The sequence below is a fragment of the Lacinutrix sp. YIN62 genome, assembly GCF_057219185.1.
Genome location: NZ_JBXVVH010000006.1, coordinates 41,477 through 59,928, shown reverse-complemented (window position 1 = coordinate 59,928; position 18,452 = coordinate 41,477). Strand labels below are relative to the sequence as shown.

Genomic DNA, 18,452 nt, shown 5'->3' with positions numbered 1-18,452 from the left:
TCATTTAAGATAATAAACAATAAAACCAATACAACATACATATAGAACAAGTCGTATTGGTTTTTATATGGTCTGCTCTTAAAAAAAGAAAAGACCACTCTTGTTTTTTTATTACTTAGGCAACTAGCAATCTAAAAGAAGTAAACCCCTTAGGATTTACTCTAAAGGGTTTACAAACCATCTAATTAACACGCTTATTGTTTATAAATCCATTTCTAAATTTATAAGAACTGCTACAGTATCACCAATAGAACTAACTCCTTTTCCTATATTAAAATCCTCTCTTTGTATGGTAGTACTTAATTTTAATCCTGCTTTTTTACCGCCATTTCTAGGATTATCTATTACCCCATTCAATTTGCCATTAAATATAACTGGTTTACTTATTCCTTTAACAGTAATAATTCCTGTCACTTCAAACATTCCATTATCTAACAGTGTAAAAGCACTACTTTTAAAAATAATTTCGGGGTATGTTTCTACATCAAAAAAATCTTCTTTTTTAAGATGATCATCACGCATGCTATTATCGGTATCAATACTTTCTGACTTTATACTTACCGTGAAACTAGGATTATCAAAAGCTTCATTAGCTTGAGCGGTAATTTGAAAGTCTTTAAAATTCCCCGTGGTTTCAGATATAAGCATATGACTTACCGAAAAACGAATAGACGAATGAGACAAATCTACTTTCCATTTTTTTTGCGCCTCTACATTGGTTAATGATAATAGGATTATTAATGTTGCTATTACTTTTTTCATTATTTATTCAGTGTTTAAAGTTTAATATTATTAACTATTTTTTTGTCTTAATAAATCTTTTCAAATCCTTCTATAAAACAGTGGGCTCCTTAATACGTCTCAAATAACATCTCATTGAACTATTTCCTTAGTATCATAGCGAGGGTCTCTTAACACTATAGGGAATAATTCAAAAAGACTAAACTAGACGTTAATTTAAAGTCTTAACAACTCATAAATTAATAAAACAAAATTGAGTTCAAAAATCTATATTCAGCTCGCTTTTAGAAAAAAAAATCTGCGAACGACAGGAGTTCTACCCTCATCGTTTTATTTTTAGATCTTCTTTGTATAAAATTTTAAAAAAGAATAATGAACTCTATCCTCCATGAAAAATTGCGGCTATCATCCTATGGATATGAGTCGGTAAATGGTCATAATTTTTTAGATCATTATAATGTTCTAATTTCACCATTTTTATAAGTTTTTCAGCTGCTTTACTAACAGCAAGGCTACCTTTAATTGACGCTTTAATTATTGTAGGAGCAACAGCATTATATAAATCATTATGAAATGTAGAAGCTCTAATTAAGTGTTTAGGGTCTAAGTCTAATGAATGAGCGTTTACAACAGATATAGGTTTTAAAGCAACTAACTTATTTAATATTAGCCGTATCCCTAATAAGTTACTGTCTTCTAAAAAATCCTGATGCGTAAGAGCTCCAGTTTCAAACATATCGGCTACATAAGTCACTTTTTCATTGGGAAGCCAAACGATTGTTGATGCCACTCCATCTCCAGCTGCATAATGTTTTAAATCGACTCTAGTTTCCCCCATCATAATTGTTGCTTGGGAAGCAAACCAATTTGTAATTCTTAGAGGTGCTGTTCCCAATACATTTAATTTAAAAATAGAACGCGCATTATTTTGCACATAAATTTGTGCTTCTGGAAAAACTGCTGTCCCTCCAATATGATCGTAATGCTCATGACTTAATACAATCTTCCTAACAGGTAATGCTGTTAGTTTTCTTATTTCTTTTTTTAGTTCCTCTGCCCGTAGAGTATTCGCAGGATCAACTAAAAGCACATCTTTATCTCCTATAACAACCAAAGAATTATAATAATTAATAAAAATAGCGTATACGTTTTCTGATATTTTTTGAACCTTTGCCTCTTGGCTATAACCTGAAATATAAGTAATCATAAAAAAAAAGAATACGAGTCCTTTGAATACTAATGAATACATAAATGTAAAATTTTAATTAAAATATAAATTTAAAAGACTGCCTTCCTACGCATTAAACATACCCCCCTTTGCTTTTAGTCAAGTTATTTCAATAGTATTTTAGCACATCCAAATATAAAAAAGAGACTAAAAAGGAAGAACGATAACGCCTCTTTTAGCACTAATCCCATTTATCGGTGGAGGAAGCTGCATATTTACCAGAACCCGTATAAAATAACACTATAGCTCCAAACAAATACAATCCTAATAACTCAATAGCCCAACCACCATAAGGATTCAATGTAAAAATATCTGATGGATGTGCTAATAATATAGCAAACAGAATCCCGACAGCAAATAAAGCAGCAGCTATGCGTGTTCGATAGCCTAATATAATTAATACTGGCGCTATAATTTCAGTAAAATAAACACCATAAGCTAAAAAAGATGGCAATCCTATTTTAGACAGCATTCCTTCTATAAAAGAAACTCCTTGAAGTTTTGCAAAACCGTGTAATAGCATTAATGCTCCGAGCGTAATACGTAGAATTAGAAGTCCTACATCGTTATTTTTATCCATCATTATTGATTTTATATTATATAAGTATTAGAAATGTATTTTATTTTTACTCTCCGTTTTTAGTTAAACCAAACCGCTCCTGGATCACCTGGAAAAAAGGCATCAGGTAAAGAAAGTCTTAAAGCCCCCATTGCCAAATTAGGGTAAAGTAAATCTAATTCATCAACAACCTCTTGAACTGTAGAAGCAAAACCTCCACTTGTTAATCCTCGCGTTTTCAAAATTAAAGCTTGAGCTGTAGTTAAGTACTCTATGTTCTCTTCAATAACTTCTGAAACATCTGTTCTTGTGCCTACATGACCAAGAAAAATATGCTTGTAATTTCCAAATTGATTATTTAACGCGTTCAGGCCAGTAATCCAGTTATCCAATTCATCAACATTGTCCAACGGTGTATATTCACGAAGAAAAGGATGAGTCCCATTAGCCACTAAATCCCCTATAAACAAGGATTTTAACTCTGGAATAAACACATATCCATTATCTGAAGTTTCTGCGCTCGTAATGTTGCCTAATTCAAATTCAAGATCCCCTATTTCCACAGCATCGCTAACGATATTTATAGATGCAGAGTACAAATCTGTAAAATCCATATTTGACATCAAATCAGCTGCTGCTTCTGTTTGAGCATATACAGGCACATCTGTAAAATTCCCTATATTTTCATAATGATCTGGATGATTATGGGTAATGATAACAGACAAAGGTTTGCCTATTGCATTAGCATAAGCACGAATTTCTCCTCCAACGGCTGTCTGTGGACCAACATCTATAAGTGTCGCTGTTGTTCCGGTTTCTACAATTGTAGATGTATACGTTGTTCCCGAATGAAACTCTAAAATATGATAACGCACCTTTTTTTCTGTAATTAATTCTACTTCCCCTGTGCTAACTATTGAAGCGTTAGGTGCTGTTCCAAAATCTATGGTTGCGCTCGATGAATCTGTATCATCACTATTACATGATACCAAAAAGGTAAATAGACTTACTGTTAAAACTACTGTTACTCTTCTTTTAATAAATGATTTCATTTCGTTTATTTTTTTAATGATTTAAATAAGGACTATTTTTTGTTTTATAAGCTTAATTTTTAATAGCGACACAAATAACTCATAATCAAAAACAATGATGTAAATATCAATAAATAACGCCCCTGTTATAAAAAAAATAGGCGAACGACAAAAGTTATCCCATCATCAACTCCTCGTTTTAAAAATGTCGTTAAGACACATAAACATGCTTTTTACAGGAAAGTAACTTACGATAAGAGATAAAAGAAATGAAGATTAAATTAAAAATGTATTTTTATAAGATGAACAGGATATCGCTATATTTTATAAAACATAGTAAGGAACTTTTGTTTCAACTAGTATTACTAATTCTACTCTTTTTATTTTATTCTTTTGACAGAGATAATCCTAAAAATAACACTTGCTTATCCGATTTACCTTTCTTTTTAAACTATACTATTACGGCTTATATTATTCAGTACTTACTACTACCTAAACTATATTATAAAAATAAATTAGTTCCTTTTTTTTTAGCTATTATTAGCTTGCTTGCGATAACGATACTTGTCGACGAGCTTGTTTTAGAACCACTTTATTATCCCATAAGAGCAAATTATTTCCCTGGAGTATTTTTTACCTTAACAGAGGTATTGCCTATTATTGTGATTCTAGTGGGCTTTAAATTTGCTTGGGACTTAAACACCAAACAAAAAGAAATAATTACCCTACAATCTATCATGAAAGAGAGCGAATTACAATTTTTAAAATCACAAATAAACCCTCATTTTTTATTTAATAATCTTAATAATCTATATGCATATGCCATAGAGAAGTCACCGAAAACGCCTACCATTATTTTAGAGCTTTCTTCGGTATTAAGATATATCTTATATGATTGTAAAGAAAACTATGTCCCATTGCAAAAAGAAATGAATCATTTAGAGAGTTTTATCAATTTGAGTCAATTACAAATTGAAAATCGAGGCATAGTTAATTTCACGAATTCTAACGGATCTACCAATTACAAAATCGCACCGTTAATTTTAATGATGTTCATTGAAAATGCTTTTAAACATAGCACCTCTAGTCAGTCGGATAATATTTGTATAGACATTTCCCTCGAGGTCTCTCATACAGGGTTATTACAATTTAATTGCAACAACAGCTTTATGGTCACTACAAATACAGATAACCTTAGTAAAGGTATTGGTTTAGCTAATGTTAAAAAACGATTAGATATTTTGTATCCAAAGGGTTATATTCTACAAATTAACAATGCTAACAATACATATTGCGTAAATTTAACGCTACAATTAAAACCTATAAAAAATGATTAGTTGTGTAATTATTGAAGATCAGTCTCCTGCGCAGCGTATTCTACAAAAATATATAGCAGATTTGGGAACGTTAAACTTAAAAGCTACTTTTTCTAACGCTATAGATACCATCGCATTTTTGCAAAAGAATTCGGTTGATCTCTTATTTTTAGATATACATTTACCTAAAATTTCAGGGATTGATTTTTTAAAATCAATCCCTAATCACCCACAAGTTATACTAACCACTGCTTTTTCAAACTATGCATTAGAAAGTTACGAATATAATGTAATCGATTATTTATTAAAACCATTTTCTTTTCAACGCTTTGTACAAGCGATATCAAAAGTGCAATACAACCCTATAATAAAACCAACAAAAACGTTAACAACAAAACAACCAACCACAAATCATCAATCTCTTTTTATAAAATCTGGTTACGATTTAATTAAAATTACTATTGCTAAAATAAACTATATTAGATCAGACTCTGATTATACAGAAGTTGTTACGCAAGACAAAGTTCATTTAAGCGCTAAGCCTTTACGCTATTGGCTAAATGAATTAGATTCCAATTTATTTTGCCAAACCCATAAATCGTATATTATAAACATAAATATGATTGAAAAAATATCTAGAAATCAAGTATTTATAAAACATTTAAAAAAGGCGCTTCCTATTGGTAGAACCTACAAGGAAAAGTTTATAAAAAGCCTGCATTAAAATACACTTTTAAAAACTGGACTTACTATATTAGATTGGACATTAAGTTGCGAGATTTAGAGTTACATAATATAACTTTTGAATCATGAAAAAACAATACATAAATTACAGTTCGTCCTTTAAGAAAAAGCAGTAGAATTAAGTTATGCCCGAGGCAACACAAAACAGATATGTGAAGAATTGAACATTCCATATTCAGCGTTACACCGTTGGCGAAAAGAATCACAAGATTATGGAAAGAACAGTTTTCCAGGTCGAGGGAATCCAAAATTGACAGATGAACAAAAAGAAGTAGCCCTATTAAAGAAGCTGTTAAAAATATATCAGAAGAATATGAAATATTAAAAAAGATGATGAGCATTTTCTCCAAGAGCGACAAGCAAGGTTTAGATTTATAAAACATCATAAGTTTAAAATATCCCGAACTAATCAGGTATGGATTTCGAATATTACTTATATAAAACCCAAACAAGGGTGGATGTATTTAACGGTTATTATTGATTTATTTAATAGAAGATTAGTAGGCTGAGCACAGAAGACACTATTATTGCTGCATGGTATATGACTGTTAAATCTAATGTAATTGCAGAACAGCTTATTTTTCATTCTGACAAAGGGTCTCAATATGCTAGTTATATTTTAACAAATACCCTTAAAAGCTCAATGGTCTTGTAAAACAAAGTATGAGCAGAAAAGGGAACTGCTGGGACAATGCCGTAGCAGAATCATTTTTTAAAAGCTTAAAAATGCAATGGGTGTATAAACACAAATACAATTATAGGTCACAAGCTGAATTGCTGGTTTTTTCTTGGATTGAAACTTGGTATAATAGAAGAAGAATACACTCGACTTTAGACTATAAATCTATTAACGAATTAGAAATGTATAACCAAAATGTAGCGGCTTAAATCTCGCAATTAATTATCCAACTTTTTGTTGCTAGTTCAGGTTTTATGCGTTTCATGTTTAGTAATGTCAAAATGAGTAACCAGTAATTCAGGCAATACTAACTTAAGCATATCTAGATATGGATCCAAGCTTATTTTTTGACTCAACGATCATAATTTGGATCAAAAAATATAATCTTATTTCTATTCACATAAAACTTTTGGGTTGATCCATTAAATCATACAATATCAATTTTCACGTTTTCTTAAAAACCAGAAAAACCTTGTTAATCTTATAATTAACAAGGTTTTAATTGTGATTGATATCACTCTCAGTCGGGGTGGCAGGTAGCCCACCATTGACTTTATGTTTTTAAAACTAAAAAATTACACTTTCAATTTATTTTGAGCAATAAAAAATAGTTAAGCTACTCTTTGAAGACTTTAAGAGTCAAACTTCACTTTTTTAGATATAACACGCTCCAATTTCTTTTTGTTAAATACCATCTTAACCATTATAAAAGCAATAAGTATCCATACCCCTCCTGCTATTAAAAAACCTAAAGCAGAACTACCAACCAAACGGCCTAACCATAAAGACAAAGCAACCGCACCAAAAATTAAACCTACGCAGACTATTAAAAACCCAATCATTAATGTCATTAACGATGAGACTACTTTAGAGAGCACAACAATAGACTTGTGAATACTTTCGTGAATCTGGTCTTTTATATATACTTTTCCTTCTATGGCTAATTTATCAATTGCTTCTATGCCTAGGTACTTAAAAAAATGCAACAAATATTGTATCCATTCTTTTGATTCTTCATCATTATTCAAATCTGCTTCAATCGTTTTCTCTGCTGCTCTTAAGGACTCAAGCAGTATAACTTTTATAGACTCTGTTTTCATTTTAAAATTATTCTAGTTTCAAATTCACTTCTTTTTTCAACCATAAAAAGGGCAAGTATTCTTTAAATTCTGGCAAAGCATGGTTGGTATAGACGTTCATATCGTTTTGTAACCTTTTTAGTCCTTTTAATAGGTGCGCTTCGCTATCCAAATTATTATTATTTAGATTATAAAAACGTAAATAAAAGCCTAAAATATCTCTAACATCAAATTTTGGCCCTTTGTAACGTAAGCTGTTTTTTAAGTTTAAACATTCGCGATATGCATCTGCATATTCATTACGCAAGTACGACACAATACTATAAAGAAAACGACATATATACTTCTCATAGTCAACTAAATTATGACATAAAGGCACATGCTCGTATAGCAAAGCACCTTCTTTTAAAAAAGCAAACAACATTAGTTTTAAGAATCTTAACTTTAATTGTAGTGCTGGTGTTGCAAGATTAATATCAGCTTCAAAACTATGAACTTTTTCCAATGCTAAAGCATAGTTTTCTTGTCGGATTAAATTAGATATATAATCAAAAATCAATGTCGTTTTTAAAGTATCTTCTATTGTTTTTTCTTTTAAAAAGACTTCATAAATAGCATTAGCTTTATCATATTCTTCTTTTAAAGCATACTCATGTGCTAACGACAAACTACAAAATTGTTTTTCTTTCTCTACATCTTTAAAGGTTTCTGGTAGTTTTTCTAAAATAGAAATACAGTTCTTTAAATGCTTAACAGCATCTTCAACGGTTCTATTAAAGAGGTCATACTTTAATCTTAAATAAGATTCGTAATCCCTCTCGTTGTCATCTATATAATCTAATAGTTCTTTTTTGTTCCCATTTTCAACACCCAATGTAGTTACAATTTGCTTTTGTTTTATTTCAGATTTATATCTATTATTTAAGTAAAACGAACTTAAATACGCCATTTGCAAAGACAATAAATGGTTTGCTGTCTCAAAATTTTTGGTTTTAGGTACGACATGATGAATATAGTTATTAACCTGTAAACTAGTCATAGATGAAGCTATTAAGTAATCCCCATCTGCCAAGGCATGATTTACAGAGTCTTTAAAATTTTTATCAAATAAATTATAAAGTCGCAAGTGCGCTAACGATTTTAAAAGCAAGTAGTTATAAATATTTAGATTCTCTTTGATTGCCTCATAAAAAGATTCTTCAATTAAAAAATCTTCAATCTTCCGAGTTAAGTTTCTGTATACATTTCGCAACAAGTAGTCTTTATCTTCGGTGTAAGCAGTATCATAAAGTTTTGTAAAAATCACTTCTTTATTTAAAGTAGAGGTATCACAATTGGTTAATATTTCAAACAATTCTTTATACTTATTTTTTTCATAATGTTGTTGCTTAAACTGCTGATTCAATCTATGTTTTTCAGATTTTGATAAGGCGTTAATTAAGTCTAATAATTTATTGCTTCTCATTTTTTTACTAGTCACAAAGACCATTTTTTTATATCAATAATTGACGTTTTTATACTGTAACTTTGGGGTGAATCTACAAAAAACCTTTTGTATAATCAATGGTTAAACGACTCTAAACATAGGGTTCCTGTACATACACACAAGGAGACCGCACTAAAATATAACACCTTAAATTAATTTAAAAATGAAAAGATTTACATTACCTTTTTTAATTGTTACACGACTATTCTCTTCATACAAAACAGACAAAAAACTGGAGGAGAAAACATTAAAAACTAATGCTTTAGTATTAGAACAAGAAGGAATAGCTAATAAACCCCAATTTATCAGGTATCAATTTTATAGCCTCAATACAAGGCCATCAAAATGGCAATTATAACAAAGTCCCACTTTAATACAATACACGGCCGGTGAACGAAAAAAAAGTCGCATTTTAGATGATGCCAATAAAGAGTATTGGATGAACCCTTTTAAAAACCATCCCCTTATAAAACACATTAAGAAAAGAGACTTTGATTTGGCCACATTAACTCAAGCCTTTAGCAATACTGAAATGTTGTGCGCTCATAAATACTCAAGTACCATTAATCTATGGCGAAAGGGCTTACTAATGAAGTACAAACAAATAATATAGACCTTATTATTTCTGGTATTCATGATAAACATCACCCGTCTAAACTGATAAAAAACATTAACGAAAAATTATTAAGAAATGCGAAAGTACCAGTAATAGTTGTACCAGAACAAGATCACTATATACACATAAAAAATATAGATTACATCACTAACATACAACAGAGAATATTGAACATTTTTTAAATTTCATAAAACCTTTTGACGTTAAAACCCATTGCGTACATTTAGGTAATCTGCTCAATGAAGAGCAACAAATGGATGATAACCTGAGGCCTTATTTCAAAAATAATAAGACTATAGATTTTCATATAGTAACCAGTAATACTTTAAACGAAGGCTTACGCGAATTTATAGAAAAACACAATATCGATGCTTTAGCCATGCCCCCACATAAAGCAACGGTTTGGCACCAATTGTTCGGTAAAAACCGTTTGCAGAGTATTTTAGAACACACTAAGGCACCAATAATAACAACGCATTAAAAACCTAACCTTATGAAAATATTAAAACATTTAAGCCTAATTGTAATCATTTTATCAATTGTTAGTTGTTCCTTTGAACCGTTAACAGAACAAGACAATAACACTACGGTTGAGTACCAATTAGACAGTCCATTTCTAATACAACAAGAAGGTGATGCAGACAGGGAAAACAAACGGGGTTTAAACTCTATAATTGAGCCTATTATTTCATCAACTAATCAATCTACAATGGTTAAAAGTGATAAAATAATTTATACCTTCAATTTTAAAGTCAATAATGATGGAGAAAAAGATATTGTAATGGTTTATGAAAATAATAGAGTCCCTATAAAGCCGTTTTAGGTAAAAGTTATTGCTGGCACAATGAGATGCATTCTCAATGAATAATCTATAAATATGACCAAAAAAATTAAAAGCACAAAAGGAAAACTAACAGTCATTCCTTTAATATTCATGACAGCAGCATTGTTTATGACTTTGCGTAATATGCCTGCCATGGCAGAAACAGGCCTACAAATGATTTTTTTCAATTTTGTAACTGTTTTTGCCTTTCTAATTCCGATTGCGTTGGTCTCAGCAGAACTTGCGACAGGCTGGCCACAAAATGGCGTTTTTCATTGGGTAGAAGCTGCATTCGGAACCAAATTAGGCTTTATGGCTGTTTGGTTACAGTGGGTACAAAGCATTTTCGGAATTACAAGTATCCTAACCTATGTTGGAGGGACATTAGCCTATACCTTTAATCCTGAATTAGGTAACAATCGTTATTTTATAACTGCGAGTATTCTTGTTATTTATTGGTTAGCTACCTTTATGAACTTTAAGGGCACAAAGCGTTCAGGTCAAATTTCAAGTATTGCTCTATCTGCTGGAGTTTTATTACCTACAATTTTGTTAATTGCTGGTGGGGTATTTTATGCTGCAAAAGGCAATCCGCTTCACATAGACTTATCGTTGTCTCAAAGTAACTTAATCCCATCCATTACCAATACTGCAGCATTGGTCTTATTCTTAAACTTCGTTTTTGGTTTTGTAGGCATAGAAGTATCGGCTACACATGCCAAAGAGGTTGTAAATCCACAACGAAATTTCCCTATTGCTTTATTTTCAGCAGCAATTATAGGTTTTGTACTAACTTTATTGGGTGCATTTGCAATTGGTTCTATCATTCCGTTAGAAAAAATAAATTCAGTAAATGGTGCCATTCAAGCCTTTTCAATGTTGTTAACAGAATATAAAATTACATGGTTAATTCCAGTAATAGCCTTTTTAATAGCTATGGGAGCTGCTGGACAAGTAAGTACCTGGGTTGTTGGTCCAATCAAAGGATTGTGGGCTGCAGGAGTTGAAGGCAATCTCCCTCGTTATTTTCATAAACAAAATAAAGCAGAAGTCCCAACTCGCATGCTTATTGGACAAGCTATTTTTATTTCATTAATAGGCCTATCTTTTCTATTAATAAGCAACGTAAATAGTATGTTTTTAATTTTAACGGCTATTGCTGTTATTCTATATTGTATGATGTATATATTAATGTTTACAGCTGCTATAAAATTAAGATACACACAACCTAATATAACAAGGGCATACAAAGTACCAGGTGGCAAACTGGGTATTTGGCTAGTATGCGGCATTGGTGTTTTATGCACCATAGCCTGTTTCTTTATAGGCTTTATCCCCCCTACACCATTACCTGTTAGTTCCCCAACCCTATATCTAATTCTCTTAATTATCGGAATCGTTATTTTTGCTATTCCACCTTTGTTATTAAACAGAATTAAAAAGAAAAACTGGAAAGAAAATAATGATTCAAATTAAAAAAATCACATCAAAATGGCATTACACAAAACAGATCATTTAACAAAAGATCTTATTGATGATACATATGCATCGTCAGAAATGGGTAAAATACTACCTAAATACAAATTTCCTAACAGTCAATCGGAAGCACAACCAACCTATCAAGCAATTCATGATGAGTTAATACTCGATGGTAATTCTCGACAAAATCTCGCGACGTTCTGTACCACTTGGATGGAACCTCAAGTACAACAATTAATGGCAGAGAATATTGATAAAAACATGATTGACAAGGACGAATATCCACAATCTGCCGAAATTGAAAACAGATGCGTACACATGCTTGCAGACTTATGGAATGCACCTGATGCAGCCAATACCATTGGGACCTCAACAACGGGTTCTAGTGAAGCGGCCATGTTAGGAGGAATGGCATTAAAATGGAAATGGAGAGCGCGTCAAAAAGCCAACGGGAAATCTACCGAAAAACCTAATTTAATTACGGGCCCTGTTCAAATCTGTTGGCATAAATTCTGTCGCTACTGGGATATTGAAATTCGTGAAATTCCTATGGAAGGTGACCGATTAATTATGACGCCAGAAGAAGTGTTAAAGCGTTGCGATGAAAATACGATTGGAGTAGTCCCAACTTTAGGTGTTACATATACATGTCAATACGAACCCGTAAAAGCTGTAAGTGATGCGCTAGATACTTTTCAAAAAGAAACAGGACTTGATATTCCTATTCATGTAGACGGCGCTAGTGGCGGTTTTATTGCCCCATTTATAGACCCCGACTTGGTGTGGGATTTTCGTTTACCTAGAGTGAAGTCCATCAATACATCTGGACACAAATTTGGCTTATCACCTTTAGGGGTTGGCTGGATTGTTTGGAGAGATGAAAAAGATTTGCCTAAAGATTTGATATTTAATGTGAATTATTTAGGAGGCAATATGCCAACATTCGCTTTAAATTTTTCACGCCCAGGAGGAGAAATCATTGCTCAATACTACAATTTTATTCGTTTAGGCAAAGAAGGTTATAAAAGTATTCATGAAGCCTGTTATAAAACAGCTCAATACCTTGCAAAGGAAATTGAAAAACTTGGCCCTTTTGAAATTATCTACGCTGGTCATGGAGGGATGCCAGCTTTATCTTGGAAACTAAAAGAGGATGCCAACGTAAACTTTACATTGTACGATTTTGGAGATCGTTTACGTATGCGCGGTTGGTTGGTTCCTGCCTATTCTATGCCAGAAAACAGAACCGATTTAGTGATACAACGCATTCTTGTAAAACATGGATTTAGCTACGATATGGGAAATTTATTAGTTGAAGATATGAAACGTGCTTTAGCACATTTTGAGAAACATCCAGTATCTGTAGCCATGACTGCCGATGAAACAGGAGGATATAGTCATGGAGGGCACAAATAAACACTAATATTTAAATTAATACTGATGAAAATAAAAGCAATTCTATTTGTCTGTATATTAACTTTTACAATCTCTTGTAAAGGCAATAAAAAATCACAAGAAGAAAGAGTAAATGAAACTGTCATTACTAATGGTAAGGATACTTTAGTAGAAGAAACCATGACACCGACGCATCAAAGCCATGATTGGAGTTATAATGGAAAGGGAGGACCAGAGCATTGGCATAAATCATATACCGATTGTGCAGGAGACCACCAATCTCCAATTAATATTGTAACTAAAAATGCGAAAGCTGAAGCTTTAGGAGAACCAGATCCAAATTATAAAGAAGAAACCATGATTTATGATGTAATTAACAATGGGCATTCTGTACAGTTTAACTTTGAATTAGGAGACCATCATATTTTTAATGATGTACAATACAACTTAAAACAAATTCATTTCCATGAACCATCAGAGCACACTATTAATGGCATTCACTACCCTATGGTAATCCACTTAGTACATCAAAGTGAAAAAGGAAAATTATTAGTGTTTGCTGTAATGGCAGAAGAAGGAGAAGGAAGTGCTCCTTTTAATTTCTTAGAATCGTATTTACCTATTAAAAAAGGGGAAACAAAAAAAGTTGCTAAGAGCTTTAGTTTACCTAGTATTTTACCGAAAGACAAAGGCTACTACTATTATACAGGCTCATTAACAACCCCTCCTTGTACCGAAGGTGTAAACTGGATTATATTTAAAAACCCTATCACAGTTTCTCCTACACAGGTTGAAAAAATGAGACAATCATTACCAAATAGTAATTTTAGACCCGCACAACCGATAAACGGACGCGTGGTAATTATGTCTGAATAACCTAAAGCCTCTTTACCCAATAATTTAATCCGCTGAAAAACATCAGCGGATTTTTAGTATTTTAAATTATCCCCTTTAGAGATACGTTATTTGGTGTAAACCATGTCCCTTAATGAACCCATTGTAAATGTTTATTGATATGATAATGTTGATATTACCCCTGTTTTCAGTTGGTTTTTAAGCACTAATACTTTAATAAGAATAGCACTTTCAAAGTTTATGACCACTCGATTTAGAACCGTTGAATCCCTTTTAGGATCTTTAGACGAAAGCCATCAATTTTAGGGTAGTTTAAAAACCAAAAAACCTTGTAAATCATACGATTTACAAGGTTTTAGTTTTCTTTAATATTAATTTTAGTCGGGGTGGCAGGATTCGAACCTGCGGCCTCCACGTCCCAAACGTGGCGCGATAACCGGGCTACGCTACACCCCGAATAGATTATCTTTTCCAAAAACACTCTCGATTTTGGAAGTGCAAATATACACTATTATTTAAAGTATGAAACTATTTTTATCGTAAATTGTAAAAATATTTTTATTAGAGATGTCTTTAAAAACACTTTCTTTTTTTTTAATCTTATTTTTGAGTTTAGCGACTTGTGCTCAAAGTGAAAAGCAATTAGCTACTAAAACGACTTATGAAGTTATTGTTCCTAAGTTAAACATCCCTTGGGGCTTTGCTTTTTTACCTGATAGTTCTATTCTAATAACAGAAAAAGAAGGCAAACTCATTCACTTCAAAAACAATATAAAAACAGAAATTTCTGGCCTCCCAGAAATCTATGCAAGAGGTCAAGGTGGTTTATTGGATATTGCGTTACCTCCAGATTACAAAAATAATGGATGGATTTACTTTTCTTATGCCGCTCCAAAAGGAAAAGAAGATGGTGGAAATACAGCTATAATGCGAGCCAAAATTAAAGACAATCGCCTTATAAAAAAACAACTGCTCTATAAAGCTGTACCTAATACTACAAAAGGTCAGCATTTTGGATCTAGAATAGTTTTCGATAAAAAAGGATATTTGTTTTTTTCTATTGGAGACCGTGGTAATAGAGCTGTAAATCCACAAGATTTAACTAAAGATGGAGGTAAAATATATCGCTTACATACTAATGGGACTATTCCTAAGGATAACCCTTTTATAAATCAAGACAATGCAAAAATAGCCATTTATTCTTATGGACATAGAAATCCGCAAGGTATGGTAATACACCCTGAAACTAAAGCAATATGGTCTCATGAACACGGTCCACGCGGAGGCGATGAAATAAATATTATAAAACCAGGTAAAAACTACGGATGGCCAGAAATTACATATGGCAAAAATTATAGCGGTTCAAAAATCACAAATAAAACAGCTAAAAAAGGAATGGAACAACCACTTCATTATTGGACACCATCTATAGCCCCTAGCGGAATGGCTTTTATTACTTCAGAAAAATATGGAGATTGGAAAGGGAATCTGCTTGTAGGCTCTTTAAAATTCAACTATTTAAATCGCTGCCAATTAAAAGACAACAAAGTAATAAAAGAGGAACGTTTGTTAAAGGGTATTGGCCGCGTACGCGCAGTAAAACAAGGTCCAGACGGATACATCTATGTAGGCGTGGAGAATTTAGGAATCATTAAATTAAAAAGACTTTAAACTATGAAAATATACTATTATAGCCTCATCCCTATTGTCACTTTATTTTTTAATTGTCAATCTAAAAAAAAGGAACTCCCCGAAAATAGTAATGGCATTCAAGGTTTTAATCAAGGAAAAGAAATCTACAATAACTTTTGTAGACATTGCCACATGGCAGATGGAAAAGGACTTGTCAATACATTTCCTCCATTAGATAAATCGGATTTTTTAATGTCTAAACGTATAGAGAGCATAAAAGCTCTAAAGTATGGATTGAATGGCACTATAGAAGTCAACGGTATAAAATATAATGGCACAATGACTAAACCTGGACTTACAAACAAAGAAATAGCAAACGTAATGAATTACATAACAAATAGTTGGAGCAACAAAAACAAAGAACTTATAACCGAAAGTGAAGTTTCAAAAATTCAACAATAAATAGTGATTACAAATTCCTAAATTTGTACCGTTAAAAAATAAAACAAATATGCTAATAATAGGAATTGCAGGAGGAACAGGATGTGGAAAAACAACAGTCGTAAATCAAATATTAAATGAACTTCCAGAGGGTGAAGTTGGTATTATATCTCAAGATTCTTATTATCAAGACACAACACACCTATCCTTTCAAGAGCGTAAAAAAATAAATTTTGATCATCCCAGATCCATCGATTTCGAATTGTTAGGAGAACATTTAAAAACATTAAAAAAAGGAGAATCTATAAATCAACCGATATATTCCTTTGTAAAACACAATAGAACAGGAGACACTATTACTACTATGCCTAGAAAAGTAATGATAGTAGAAGGTATTTTGATTCTTACTAACAAAATATTGAGAGAAATGTTTGATATCAAAATTTTTGTGCACGCAGATAGTGATGAGCGCCTAATTAGACGTTTAAAAAGAGATATAGCCGAACGTGGACGAGACATTAATGAAGTATTATCGCGTTATCAAAATACATTAAAACCGATGCATCAACAATTTATAGAACCCACTAAAGAGTATGCAGATATCATTATTCCTAACAACAAATACAATACTGTAGCAGTTAACATTGTACGTACAATCATAAATGAAAAACTCAATTAATGCCAAAATTTCTTAAAAATAAATTCTTAATAATATTTATAATTTTTACCATTTGGATGCTTTTTTTCGATGGCAACTCTTTATTATTACATAGAGACCTTAATAAAGAAAAGGAAGCTAAACTGAATGAAATTCAACATTATAAAGAAGAATTTAGAAAAGATCAAAAAGCAATACAAGAGTTAAGCAGTTCAAAAGGCTTAGAAAAATTTGCTCGTGAAGAATATTATATGAAACGAGAGAATGAGGACATTTACATAATAGAGTACCAAGACAGTCTAAAAACGAAAGATGATGAGTAGTAATTTATTTGACGGTTTTACATCGGTAACCTCCAAAGCTTGGAAGCAAAAAATTCAAGCCGATTTAAAAGGAGCAGATTACAATAACACCTTAATCTGGAAAACAAACGAAGATATAAATGTTAAACCATTTTATCATAGTGATGATTTCACTAATAAAGAGCACCATTATATTCCTGCAAACGATTGGAAAATTGGTCAATCCATTTTTGTAGCTCATACACAAAATGCAAACAAAAAAGCTTTAGATGCTATACATAGAGGAGCAGAAAGCATCAAATTTATCATTCCAAACGATACAATCGTAATAGAAGATCTACTGCAAAACATAGACCTTAGTTCTACAACACTTCACCTAGAATTACAATTTATAGATTCTGAATTCACAAAACATATAAATACGATAGCTAATGAGGCAACTATTTATATCCATACAGATATTATTGGTAACCTTGCCAAATCAGGGAATTGGTATACCAACCTCAAGGCAGATCACAAACATTTAGAAACTCTTGTAAAACACAATTTAGATTTAAAAAGTAATCTAAGTGTAAATGTAAACCTATATCAAAATGCAGGCGCTTCAATAGTACAACAATTAGCTTATGGGATAGCACATGCTAATGAATATTTAAATTATTTTAAAGGTGAACTAAAACAAGATATCGTATTTAATGTTGCTATTGGCACCAACTATTTTTTTGAAATAGCAAAAATAAGAGCCTTACGTTTACTATGGAGCACCTTGGCCTCAGAATACAAAATAAAGTCTAACTGCCACATAATAGCCTCACCAACCAAACGTAACAAAACACTGTACGACTACAACACGAATATGCTACGTACAACTACTGAATGTATGAGTGCTATACTTGGAGGAGCAGATACGGTTTACAACGCGCCATATGATGCTTTATACCATAAAGACAATGAATTTGGAGAACGTATTTCCAGAAATCAGTTGCTTATTCTCAAAAAAGAAAGTTACCTTGGTCACGTTACAAATGCTTCCGACGGGAGTTATTATATAGAAAGCTTAACCGAGCAGCTAGCCGAAAAAGCATTAACTATCTTTAAATCTATAGAAAGTGCAGGGGGCTTTTTAGAGCAGTTAAAAACTGGGGTTATTCAAAATAAAATAAAAGAAACAGCCTGTAAAGAGCAAGAACAATTCAATTCTGGAGAAATTGTGTTATTAGGCACAAATAAACACCCCAATGTTAACGATAAGATGAAAGAAAACTTAGAGTTACATCCGTTCTTAAAAACAGACATTAGAAAAACACTAATCGAACCTATTTTAGAAAAACGATTAGCTGAAAATATAGAACAAACACGATTAAAATCTGAATAACTAATCTTTAAAA

20 protein-coding genes, 1 tRNA gene and 1 pseudogene are annotated in these 18,452 nt (G+C 32.0%); 15 read left to right on the top strand and 7 right to left on the bottom strand.

The genetic code is table 11. The annotated features are described in order from the left end of the window. Positions 1-201: 201 nt before the first annotated feature. From AC2D8I_RS05520 to AC2D8I_RS05505, 4 genes are all read right to left on the bottom strand, one after another. Positions 202-762, bottom strand: coding sequence for a YceI family protein (locus AC2D8I_RS05520; protein ID WP_484704992.1), 561 nt, complete (start codon positions 760-762; stop codon positions 202-204). 358 nt (positions 763-1,120) lie between these two features. Beyond that, positions 1,121-1,990, bottom strand: coding sequence for an MBL fold metallo-hydrolase (locus AC2D8I_RS05515; protein ID WP_484704991.1), 870 nt, complete (start codon positions 1,988-1,990; stop codon positions 1,121-1,123). A gap of 160 nt (positions 1,991-2,150) precedes the next feature. Next, complete coding sequence (locus tag AC2D8I_RS05510) at positions 2,151-2,549, bottom strand: DoxX family protein (protein WP_484704990.1); 399 nt, start codon at positions 2,547-2,549, stop codon at positions 2,151-2,153. 59 nt (positions 2,550-2,608) lie between these two features. Beyond that, positions 2,609-3,580 (bottom strand): MBL fold metallo-hydrolase, encoded by a 972-nt coding sequence (locus tag AC2D8I_RS05505; protein ID WP_484704989.1) that lies wholly within the window; start codon positions 3,578-3,580, stop codon positions 2,609-2,611. 248 nt (positions 3,581-3,828) lie between these two features. On the opposite strand from AC2D8I_RS05505, the gene AC2D8I_RS05500 reads away from it, so the two are divergent. From AC2D8I_RS05500 to AC2D8I_RS05490, 3 genes and pseudogenes are all read left to right on the top strand, one after another. Then, the gene (locus tag AC2D8I_RS05500) at positions 3,829-4,896 is read left to right on the top strand and encodes a sensor histidine kinase (protein ID WP_484704988.1); all 1,068 of its coding nucleotides are present in this window, start codon (positions 3,829-3,831) and stop codon (positions 4,894-4,896) included. Further along, positions 4,889-5,599, top strand: a complete 711-nt coding sequence (locus AC2D8I_RS05495; RefSeq protein WP_484704987.1) for a LytR/AlgR family response regulator transcription factor — start codon at positions 4,889-4,891, stop codon at positions 5,597-5,599. The genes AC2D8I_RS05500 and AC2D8I_RS05495 overlap by 8 nt, the downstream gene beginning before the upstream one ends. 85 nt (positions 5,600-5,684) lie before the next feature. Further along, positions 5,685-6,507: pseudogene (locus AC2D8I_RS05490) on the top strand (IS3 family transposase). A 423-nt stretch (positions 6,508-6,930) separates the two neighbouring features. Here the strand turns inward: AC2D8I_RS05490 and AC2D8I_RS05485 are convergent. Together AC2D8I_RS05485 and AC2D8I_RS05480 are read right to left on the bottom strand one after the other, a co-directional pair. Then, positions 6,931-7,398 carry a hypothetical protein gene (locus tag AC2D8I_RS05485; RefSeq protein ID WP_484704986.1) on the bottom strand — a complete coding sequence of 156 codons (468 nt, stop codon included), beginning with the start codon at positions 7,396-7,398 and terminating at the stop codon, positions 6,931-6,933. Between the two features lie 7 nt (positions 7,399-7,405). Further along, positions 7,406-8,842 (bottom strand): hypothetical protein, encoded by a 1,437-nt coding sequence (locus AC2D8I_RS05480; RefSeq protein ID WP_484704985.1) that lies wholly within the window; start codon positions 8,840-8,842, stop codon positions 7,406-7,408. Positions 8,843-9,026: 184 nt separating this feature from the next. Between AC2D8I_RS05480 and AC2D8I_RS05475 the strand changes: the two genes are divergently transcribed. The 7 genes from AC2D8I_RS05475 (at position 9,027) to AC2D8I_RS05445 (ending at position 14,052) form a co-directional block, all read left to right on the top strand. Continuing rightward, positions 9,027-9,221, top strand: coding sequence for a hypothetical protein (locus tag AC2D8I_RS05475; protein WP_484704984.1), 195 nt, complete (start codon positions 9,027-9,029; stop codon positions 9,219-9,221). A 212-nt stretch (positions 9,222-9,433) separates the two neighbouring features. After that, positions 9,434-9,661 (top strand): universal stress protein, encoded by a 228-nt coding sequence (locus AC2D8I_RS05470; RefSeq protein WP_484704983.1) that lies wholly within the window; start codon positions 9,434-9,436, stop codon positions 9,659-9,661. Between the two features lie 71 nt (positions 9,662-9,732). Then, the gene (locus AC2D8I_RS05465; RefSeq protein ID WP_484704982.1) at positions 9,733-9,960 is read left to right on the top strand and encodes a hypothetical protein; all 228 of its coding nucleotides are present in this window, start codon (positions 9,733-9,735) and stop codon (positions 9,958-9,960) included. A gap of 12 nt (positions 9,961-9,972) precedes the next feature. After that, the gene (locus tag AC2D8I_RS05460; RefSeq protein WP_484704981.1) at positions 9,973-10,302 is read left to right on the top strand and encodes a hypothetical protein; all 330 of its coding nucleotides are present in this window, start codon (positions 9,973-9,975) and stop codon (positions 10,300-10,302) included. Positions 10,303-10,356: 54 nt separating this feature from the next. After that, positions 10,357-11,778 carry an APC family permease gene (locus AC2D8I_RS05455; RefSeq protein WP_484704980.1) on the top strand — a complete coding sequence of 474 codons (1,422 nt, stop codon included), beginning with the start codon at positions 10,357-10,359 and terminating at the stop codon, positions 11,776-11,778. 15 nt (positions 11,779-11,793) lie between these two features. Next, positions 11,794-13,197 carry a glutamate decarboxylase gene (gene gad, locus AC2D8I_RS05450; RefSeq protein ID WP_484704979.1) on the top strand — a complete coding sequence of 468 codons (1,404 nt, stop codon included), beginning with the start codon at positions 11,794-11,796 and terminating at the stop codon, positions 13,195-13,197. A gap of 24 nt (positions 13,198-13,221) precedes the next feature. Next, on the top strand, positions 13,222-14,052 hold the full coding sequence (locus AC2D8I_RS05445; protein ID WP_484704978.1) for a carbonic anhydrase: 831 nt from the start codon (positions 13,222-13,224) through the stop codon (positions 14,050-14,052). A 360-nt stretch (positions 14,053-14,412) separates the two neighbouring features. On the opposite strand, the gene AC2D8I_RS05440 is transcribed toward AC2D8I_RS05445, so the two are convergent. Continuing rightward, a tRNA-Pro gene (locus AC2D8I_RS05440) sits at positions 14,413-14,487 on the bottom strand. 111 nt (positions 14,488-14,598) lie between these two features. On the opposite strand from AC2D8I_RS05440, the gene AC2D8I_RS05435 reads away from it, so the two are divergent. The 5 genes from AC2D8I_RS05435 to AC2D8I_RS05415 are packed head-to-tail and all read left to right on the top strand — an operon-like array spanning position 14,599 to position 18,439. Then, positions 14,599-15,702, top strand: coding sequence for a PQQ-dependent sugar dehydrogenase (locus tag AC2D8I_RS05435; protein WP_484704977.1), 1,104 nt, complete (start codon positions 14,599-14,601; stop codon positions 15,700-15,702). 3 nt (positions 15,703-15,705) lie between these two features. Further along, positions 15,706-16,125, top strand: a complete 420-nt coding sequence (locus tag AC2D8I_RS05430) for a c-type cytochrome (protein ID WP_484704976.1) — start codon at positions 15,706-15,708, stop codon at positions 16,123-16,125. A 49-nt stretch (positions 16,126-16,174) separates the two neighbouring features. Further along, on the top strand, positions 16,175-16,783 hold the full coding sequence (gene udk / locus AC2D8I_RS05425; protein WP_484704975.1) for a uridine kinase: 609 nt from the start codon (positions 16,175-16,177) through the stop codon (positions 16,781-16,783). Then, entirely contained in the window at positions 16,783-17,085 is a 303-nt protein-coding gene (locus AC2D8I_RS05420; protein ID WP_484704974.1) for an FtsB family cell division protein, read from the top strand. Before udk ends, AC2D8I_RS05420 begins: the two co-directional genes overlap by 1 nt. After that, positions 17,078-18,439, top strand: a complete 1,362-nt coding sequence (locus AC2D8I_RS05415; protein ID WP_484704973.1) for a methylmalonyl-CoA mutase subunit beta — start codon at positions 17,078-17,080, stop codon at positions 18,437-18,439. Before AC2D8I_RS05420 ends, AC2D8I_RS05415 begins: the two co-directional genes overlap by 8 nt. Positions 18,440-18,452 lie beyond the last annotated feature (13 nt).

Excerpts from the sequence above, each read along its gene's own strand:
- AC2D8I_RS05520 (WP_484704992.1), bottom strand. The coding sequence starts at position 762 with ATGAAAAAAGTAATAGCAACATTAATAATCCTATTATCATTAACCAAT.
- AC2D8I_RS05515 (WP_484704991.1), bottom strand. The coding sequence starts at position 1,990 with ATGTATTCATTAGTATTCAAAGGACTCGTATTCTTTTTTTTTATGATT.
- AC2D8I_RS05510 (WP_484704990.1), bottom strand. The coding sequence starts at position 2,549 with ATGGATAAAAATAACGATGTAGGACTTCTAATTCTACGTATTACGCTC.
- AC2D8I_RS05505 (WP_484704989.1), bottom strand. The coding sequence starts at position 3,580 with ATGAAATCATTTATTAAAAGAAGAGTAACAGTAGTTTTAACAGTAAGT.
- AC2D8I_RS05500 (WP_484704988.1), top strand. The coding sequence starts at position 3,829 with ATGAAGATTAAATTAAAAATGTATTTTTATAAGATGAACAGGATATCG.
- AC2D8I_RS05495 (WP_484704987.1), top strand. The coding sequence starts at position 4,889 with ATGATTAGTTGTGTAATTATTGAAGATCAGTCTCCTGCGCAGCGTATT.
- AC2D8I_RS05485 (WP_484704986.1), bottom strand. The coding sequence starts at position 7,398 with ATGAAAACAGAGTCTATAAAAGTTATACTGCTTGAGTCCTTAAGAGCA.
- AC2D8I_RS05480 (WP_484704985.1), bottom strand. The coding sequence starts at position 8,842 with ATGAGAAGCAATAAATTATTAGACTTAATTAACGCCTTATCAAAATCT.
- AC2D8I_RS05475 (WP_484704984.1), top strand. The coding sequence starts at position 9,027 with ATGAAAAGATTTACATTACCTTTTTTAATTGTTACACGACTATTCTCT.
- AC2D8I_RS05470 (WP_484704983.1), top strand. The coding sequence starts at position 9,434 with ATGGCGAAAGGGCTTACTAATGAAGTACAAACAAATAATATAGACCTT.
- AC2D8I_RS05465 (WP_484704982.1), top strand. The coding sequence starts at position 9,733 with ATGGATGATAACCTGAGGCCTTATTTCAAAAATAATAAGACTATAGAT.
- AC2D8I_RS05460 (WP_484704981.1), top strand. The coding sequence starts at position 9,973 with ATGAAAATATTAAAACATTTAAGCCTAATTGTAATCATTTTATCAATT.
- AC2D8I_RS05455 (WP_484704980.1), top strand. The coding sequence starts at position 10,357 with ATGACCAAAAAAATTAAAAGCACAAAAGGAAAACTAACAGTCATTCCT.
- gad (WP_484704979.1), top strand. The coding sequence starts at position 11,794 with ATGGCATTACACAAAACAGATCATTTAACAAAAGATCTTATTGATGAT.
- AC2D8I_RS05445 (WP_484704978.1), top strand. The coding sequence starts at position 13,222 with ATGAAAATAAAAGCAATTCTATTTGTCTGTATATTAACTTTTACAATC.
- AC2D8I_RS05435 (WP_484704977.1), top strand. The coding sequence starts at position 14,599 with ATGTCTTTAAAAACACTTTCTTTTTTTTTAATCTTATTTTTGAGTTTA.
- AC2D8I_RS05430 (WP_484704976.1), top strand. The coding sequence starts at position 15,706 with ATGAAAATATACTATTATAGCCTCATCCCTATTGTCACTTTATTTTTT.
- udk (WP_484704975.1), top strand. The coding sequence starts at position 16,175 with ATGCTAATAATAGGAATTGCAGGAGGAACAGGATGTGGAAAAACAACA.
- AC2D8I_RS05420 (WP_484704974.1), top strand. The coding sequence starts at position 16,783 with ATGCCAAAATTTCTTAAAAATAAATTCTTAATAATATTTATAATTTTT.
- AC2D8I_RS05415 (WP_484704973.1), top strand. The coding sequence starts at position 17,078 with ATGAGTAGTAATTTATTTGACGGTTTTACATCGGTAACCTCCAAAGCT.